Annotated in this window: 5 protein-coding genes; 3 read left to right on the forward strand and 2 right to left on the reverse strand. The window is 69.6% G+C overall.

Features of this window, described 5'->3' with window-relative positions; all coding sequences use genetic code 11:
- From GUY60_RS38595 to ptsP, 3 genes are all read left to right on the forward strand, one after another.
- Nucleotides 1-206 (forward strand): hypothetical protein (locus GUY60_RS38595; RefSeq protein ID WP_223178760.1); only part of this gene is annotated, 206 nt, incomplete at its 5' end.
- Between the two features lie 242 nt (nt 207-448).
- Entirely contained in the window at nt 449-898 is a 450-nt protein-coding gene (locus GUY60_RS32755; RefSeq protein WP_161704517.1) for a PTS sugar transporter subunit IIA, read from the forward strand.
- Between the two features lie 77 nt (nt 899-975).
- Nucleotides 976-2646 (forward strand): phosphoenolpyruvate--protein phosphotransferase, encoded by a 1671-nt coding sequence (gene ptsP / locus GUY60_RS32760; protein WP_161704519.1) that lies wholly within the window; start codon nt 976-978, stop codon nt 2644-2646.
- 63 nt (nt 2647-2709) lie between these two features.
- On the opposite strand, the gene GUY60_RS32765 is transcribed toward ptsP, so the two are convergent.
- Both GUY60_RS32765 and GUY60_RS32770 read right to left on the reverse strand, forming a co-directional pair.
- Complete coding sequence (locus GUY60_RS32765) at nt 2710-3597, reverse strand: DUF8829 domain-containing protein (protein ID WP_161704521.1); 888 nt, start codon at nt 3595-3597, stop codon at nt 2710-2712.
- Between the two features lie 79 nt (nt 3598-3676).
- Nucleotides 3677-5650 (reverse strand): acetoacetate--CoA ligase, encoded by a 1974-nt coding sequence (locus GUY60_RS32770; protein ID WP_161704523.1) that lies wholly within the window; start codon nt 5648-5650, stop codon nt 3677-3679.
- Between the last annotated feature and the right edge of the window lie 356 nt (nt 5651-6006).

A 6006-nucleotide genomic window follows, 5' to 3' on the forward strand; every position in this document is an offset into this window, starting at 1 on the left:
CCGTGATGGCCGGAGACGGGGTATCAACATATCTGGCGTTGACTTTTGGCACACTGTTGAGTTCTCAAGGAACGGACGCTTCCTTTGTACTCACCCTCTCGGGCTTTCCTCCGGGCGCTTCCCTTCGATGTTGCAAACTCTATCAGGTCTTTTCCGTCTTCCTGACCACGGTCTCTGCAGGCATGCAAAGACAGATCCAGGGATAGGATCAACTCAATGAGGATGCCGCCGAGGCTTTTACGCTTGGCGCGCTGTGCGGCCTCAGGCAGGAGTACGACAGTACATGTCGCTGGTAGTGGACGCAAATCGATTGCGGTGCGTCGTACGTTTGCCAAGTGGGACCAGTTGTGCGGAACCGGGACTTCATATGACTTACCCTCGTGAACAGTGCGCCGTCCCGGACAGGTAGTGACGGCGCTAAAGACTCTCCACCCCCTGGGAGGCTCCCATGACGACCGTGACGTCCCCTCTTGCTGGACGCGCAATCGGGCTCAGCGCTGTGCCCGACCCTGTGTTCTCCGGCGCGATGGTGGGTCCCGGTACCGCCATTGATCCCGTGCGCGAGCCTTCGGAGGCTGTCGCCCCCGTTTCCGGCATCGTCGTATCTCTTCACCCGCACGCTTTCGTCGTTGTCGACGAAGAGGGGCACGGCGTGCTGACCCACCTGGGCATCGACACTGTCCAGCTCAATGGCGAGGGTTTCGAGCTGCTCGTTAACAAGGGGGACACCGTGCAGCGCGGTCAGGCGATCGTGCGTTGGGACCCGGCCGGCGTCGAGGCCGCCGGCAAGTCCCCGGTGTGCCCGATCGTGGCGCTCGAGGCCACGGCCGAGTCCCTTTCCGGTGTCGTCGAGGACACCGACGTCAAGGCGGGCGACGAACTGTTCAGCTGGCAGTGACGTCAGTTCCGCACTGAGCGGCAGGTACGACATCCATCGCGGCGGATCGCACCGCCGCATCTATCGGAGACGGTGAAATGGAGACAACGCTGCGAGGCGTCGGCGTGAGCCACGGTGTGGCGATCGGCGAAGTACGGCACATGGGGACCGCGGTCCTCGAGCCGCCGGCGAAGCAGATTCCTGCCGAGGAGGCGGAGCGCGAACAGGGGCGCGCCCGTCAGGCAGTTGAGGCTGTCGCCGCCGACCTGAATGCGCGTGGCAATCTGGCCGGCGGTGAGGCACAGGCCGTGCTCGAGGCGCAGGCCATGATTGCGCAGGACCCGGAGCTCATCGCCGATGTGGACCGGCGGATCGCCGTCGGCAGCACCGCGGAGCGCGGTATTTACGACGCCTTCTCGCACTACCGCGAGCTGCTCGCGGGTGCGGGTGAGTACATGGCGGGGCGCGTCGCCGACCTCGATGACGTGCGGAACCGGATCGTGGCGCGACTGCTGGGTGTGCCGATGCCGGGTGTGCCGGACAGCGACGAGCCGTACGTACTGATCGCGCGGGACCTTGCGCCCGCGGACACCGCGCTGCTCGACCCGGCGCTCGTGCTCGGGTTCGTCACCGAAGAGGGTGGGCCGACGAGCCACAGCGCGATTCTGGCTCGTGCGCTCGGTGTGCCCGCTGTGGTGGCGCTGCCGGGGGCCGGTGAGTTGGCCGAGGGGACCGTTGTCGCCGTGGACGGCAGCACCGGCGAGATTTTCGTGGACCCGAGCGAGGAGAAGCAGGCGGCGCTGGCGAAGGCGGCTGAGGAGCGGAAGGCCGCTCTTGCCGCGTCGACCGGCCCGGGTGCGACGTCCGACGGTCACAAGGTGCCGCTGCTCGCGAACGTCGGTGGTCCCGCGGACGTGCCCGCCGCGGTCGAGGCCGGCGCCGAGGGCGTGGGACTGTTCCGCACCGAGTTCCTGTTCCTGGACGACAGCCAGAAGGCGCCGTCCGAGGAGAAGCAGGTCGAGGCGTACCGGAAGGTGCTCGAGGCGTTCCCCGAGGGGCGCGTCGTCGTGCGTGTCCTGGACGCCGGTGCCGACAAGCCGTTGGACTTCCTGACGCCTGCCGACGAGCCGAACCCGGCTCTTGGTGTGCGTGGTCTGCGGTCGTTGCTCGACCACCCCGAGGTGCTGCGTACGCAGTTGACCGCGCTGGCCAAGGCGGTCGAGGGGCTGCCGGTGTACCTCGAGGTCATGGCGCCGATGGTGGCGGACCGGCTGGACGCCAAGGCGTTCGCTGACGCCTGTCGTGAGGCGGGGCTGCGGGCGAAGTTCGGTGCCATGGTGGAGATTCCGTCGGCGGCGCTGCGGGCGCGGTCGATTCTTCAGGAGGTCGAGTTCCTTTCCCTGGGGACCAATGACCTGGCGCAGTACACCTTCGCCGCTGACCGTCAGGTCGGTGCGGTGTCGCGGCTGCAGGATCCGTGGCAGCCCGCGCTGCTCGACCTGGTGGCGCTGTCCGCCGACGCGGCCAAGGCCGAGGGCAAGAGCTGTGGCGTGTGTGGTGAGGCCGCTTCCGACCCGGTGCTCGCTTGTGTGCTGACGGGTCTGGGGGTCACCTCCTTGTCTATGGGTGCCGCGTCCATTCCGTACGTGCGGACGACGCTGGCCAAGTACACGCTGGCGCAGTGTGAGCGTGCCGCTGCTGCGGCGCGTGCCGCCGACACCGCCGACGAGGCGCGTGCGGCCGCGCAGGCGGTGCTGTCCGGCGAGTGAGTCGCTGAGCGGTAGCCAAGGGGTGTCCCACTTCGGTGGGGCACCCCTTGGGCGTTGTCGGGGTCAGTGCCGGTGGTGCGGGTCTTCGTACGGCCCCAGGTCTGGGGCCGGGCCGTAGTCCAGGCCGGGTTCCGGTGGGACCGGGTCGCCGGTGTGGGCGTCGGTGCAGTAGGCGTCAAAGACCTCGGCCTCGGTGAGGGGTGTCAGGTGTTCCCCGGTGAGGCGCCAGCCGCAGACGCGGTCGGGGCGGTCGGGGGTGGTGGCGCGCAGGACCAGGCCTCCCGGGGCCTTCCTGGCGATGCCGACCGCCAGGAGGGTGGTGACCTCCAGGGCGTCGGACTCGTCGAGGTGCAGCAGGCCGTCCGGGGTGCGCTCCGCGTGCAGGGCGCCGAGGAGCGGGGCCACGTCGAGGGTGACGCTGCAGACGATGTGGTGGATGCCGGGGCCCGCTGTGTCGAGGATGCGGCTCAGCAGGTGGGCGCTGCGGGTGAAGGCTGAGACCCCGATGTCCTCGCCGCAGTCGGCGCAGCGGCCCGCTTCGGTCAGGAGGTGTTCCGCGTACTCCAGGGTGGAGTGGCGCAGGGCCTCGTCGACCAGGTCGGGGACGATGTCGCTGAGTGGCCGGCCGTCGTACGTCACCGTGGGGCCGCTCGCCGCGAGTTCGGCGGTGAAGCTGGTGCGGCCGGTCGGGGTGTCGGGGTTCTGGCCGGTGTCCGTGCAGTACTGCTCGTACTCCTCCGGGTCGAAGAGGGCGAGGGTGGTGTGCTTGCCCTCGGCCGCGAGAGTGCGGAGCAGGTGCTCGATCTCGCGGAGGTACGTGGCGTGGTCGCGGAACGTGAACGTGCGGTACCGGCGCATGGCCGCGAAGTCCTCGGCGTCGGTCAACAGGCCGATGGTGCCGACGACTTCGCGGCGCAGGTCGTGAGTGGTGTGGTGCTTGGCGGTTGCCATGTCTCCCCCTGGACATTTGTCGGTCAGTGCTCACTCAACGTAACGGGAGGCACTGACAATGCCGTCGGGAGTGTGGGGGTCAGGCGCGGTCGCGGGCCAGGTCGGCGTAGAAGCGGAGGAGGTCGAGGTTGTCGACCGAGCCGGGGTTGACCGCTTTTTCCATGGGAGTTCCCTGGAGGAGGCGCTTGACCGGAACCTCGATGCGCTTGCCGGTGAGGGTGTGGGGGACGCCGGGGGCCTCGATGATCTCGTCGGGGACGTGGCGTGGGGAGAGCTGTTCGCGGATGGTCTTCTTGATCTTGGTGCGCAGGGCGTCGTCGAGGGTCGCGCCGGGGGCGAGGTGGACGAAGAGGGGCATCCAGTAGCCGCCGTCGGGCTGTTCGATGCCGAGGACGAGGGACTCGCGGATCTCCGGGAGGCGTTCGACCGCTTCGTAGATGTCGGCGGAGCCCATGCGGACGCCCTGGCGGTTGAGGGTGGAGTCGGAGCGGCCGTGGATGACGACGGAGCCGCGCGTGGTGAGGGTGATCCAGTCGCCGTGGCGCCAGGCTCCGGGGTAGGTGTCGAAGTAACTGTCGTGGTAGCGGCTGCCGTCGGGGTCGTTCCAGAAGTGGATCGGCATGGACGGCATGGGGTTGGTGACGACGAGTTCGCCGACCTCGTCGGTGAGGGGCTTGCCCTGCGGGTCCCAGGCCTGGAGGTCGGTACCGAGGCAGGGGGCCTGGAGTTCGCCGATGTACACGGGGAGGGTGGGGACCGCGCCGGCGAAGCAGGAGCAGACGTCGGTGCCGCCGCTGACGGAGGCGATCCAGACGTCGTCGCCCACCTCGTCGTGGAGCCAGCGGAAGCCGTCGGGCGGGAGCGGGGAGCCGGTGGTGGCTACGCACTTGACCTTGGAGAGGTCGTGGTCGCGGGCCGGGTGGACGTCGGCCTTCCGGCAGGCCATGACGTACGCGGCGGAGGTGCCGAAGAGGGTGGCTCCGGTGCGTTCGGCGATGGCCCACTGGGCGCCGGTTTCGGGGTAGCCGGGGCTGCCGTCGTAGAGGACGACCGTGGTGCCGGTGAGGAGGCCGGAGATGAGGAAGTTCCACATCATCCAGCCGGTGGAGGTGTACCAGAAGAACCGGTCGTCGGGGCCGAGGTCGCAGTGCAGGCCGAGCTGTTTGAAGTGCTCGACGAGGATGCCGCCCTGGGACTGGACGATGGCCTTGGGCAGGCCCGTGGTGCCGGAGGAGTAGAGCACCCACAGGGGGTGGTCGAAGGGGACCTGTTCGAAGTCGGGTTCCGTGTCGGCGGAGGTGAGCGCGGACCAGTCGAGGGCACCTTCGGGGGCCGCGGTGCCGAGCAGGGGGATGTGGACGACGGCGCGGAGCGTGGGCAGTTCGGCGCGGAGTTCGGCCACGGTGTCGCGGCGGTCGTGTTCCTTGCCGCCGTAGCGGTAGCCGTCGACGGTGAACAGGACGACGGGCTCGACCTGTTGGAAGCGGTCGAGGACGCTGCGGGCGCCGAAGTCGGGGGCGCAGGAGGTCCATACGGCGCCGACCGCGGCGGTGGCGAGGAGGGCGACGGCGGCCTCGGGGATGTTGGGCAGGTAGCCGGAGACGCGGTCGCCGGGGCGGACGCCCAGGGCGCGGAGTTCGGCGGCGAGGGAGCCGACCTGGCGGCGGAGTTCGGCCCAGGTGACGGTGCGGGTCTCGTGGGTCTCGTCGACGTGCAGGAGCGCGGGGGCGTCGGGGCGGTCGGCGGCGTGGCGCAGGGCGTGCTCGGCGTAGTTGAGGGTGGCGCCGGGGAACCACTGGGCGCCGGGCATCGTGCGGTCGCCGAGCACGCGCGCGTAGGGGGTGGAGAAGCGGATGTCGAACCAGTCGACGACGGCTTCCCAGAAGGTGTCCAGGTGCTCGACCGACCAGCGGTGCAGGGCCTCGTAGCCGCCGTGTGCGGGGGCGCCGTGGTGTTCGGCGGCCCAGGTCTGGAAGCGGGTGACGGCGGCGGCTTCGACGCGTGCCGGGTCGGGCTGCCAGAGGGGCTGCGGCTGCGGTACGGCGGTGGACACGGGGCGACTCCCAGAGCTCTACGCGGTGTGTGCGTCCGGCACGCGCACGTGCGGGGGTGGTGCGCGTGACGCGGCTCTAGGGACGATGCCATGGGATCGATCTCCACACCAGGGCGGCTCCCCCATAGTCCGCTGTCTGAAGGTGTGGTCCGGCCACGGGTGAACGGCGGGTGAACGCGGTCCGCCGCACGCGCGCGTACTGGCAGGCTGAGCTGCATGGACGGTCATGGCCTGGTGCGGACGGTGAGGGCGGTCGGAGTGGTGGGTCCGGCGCAGGGACTGCGTGCGTTGCGGTCGGCGTGGCGGAGGCTGCGTACCGACGCGGTGGGCTTGCCGCGGCGGGGGCCGGAGCGGGC

The organism is Streptomyces boluensis, assembly GCF_009908195.1.
In the GTDB taxonomy this organism is placed as follows: Bacteria; Actinomycetota; Actinomycetes; order Streptomycetales; family Streptomycetaceae; genus Streptomyces; species Streptomyces boluensis.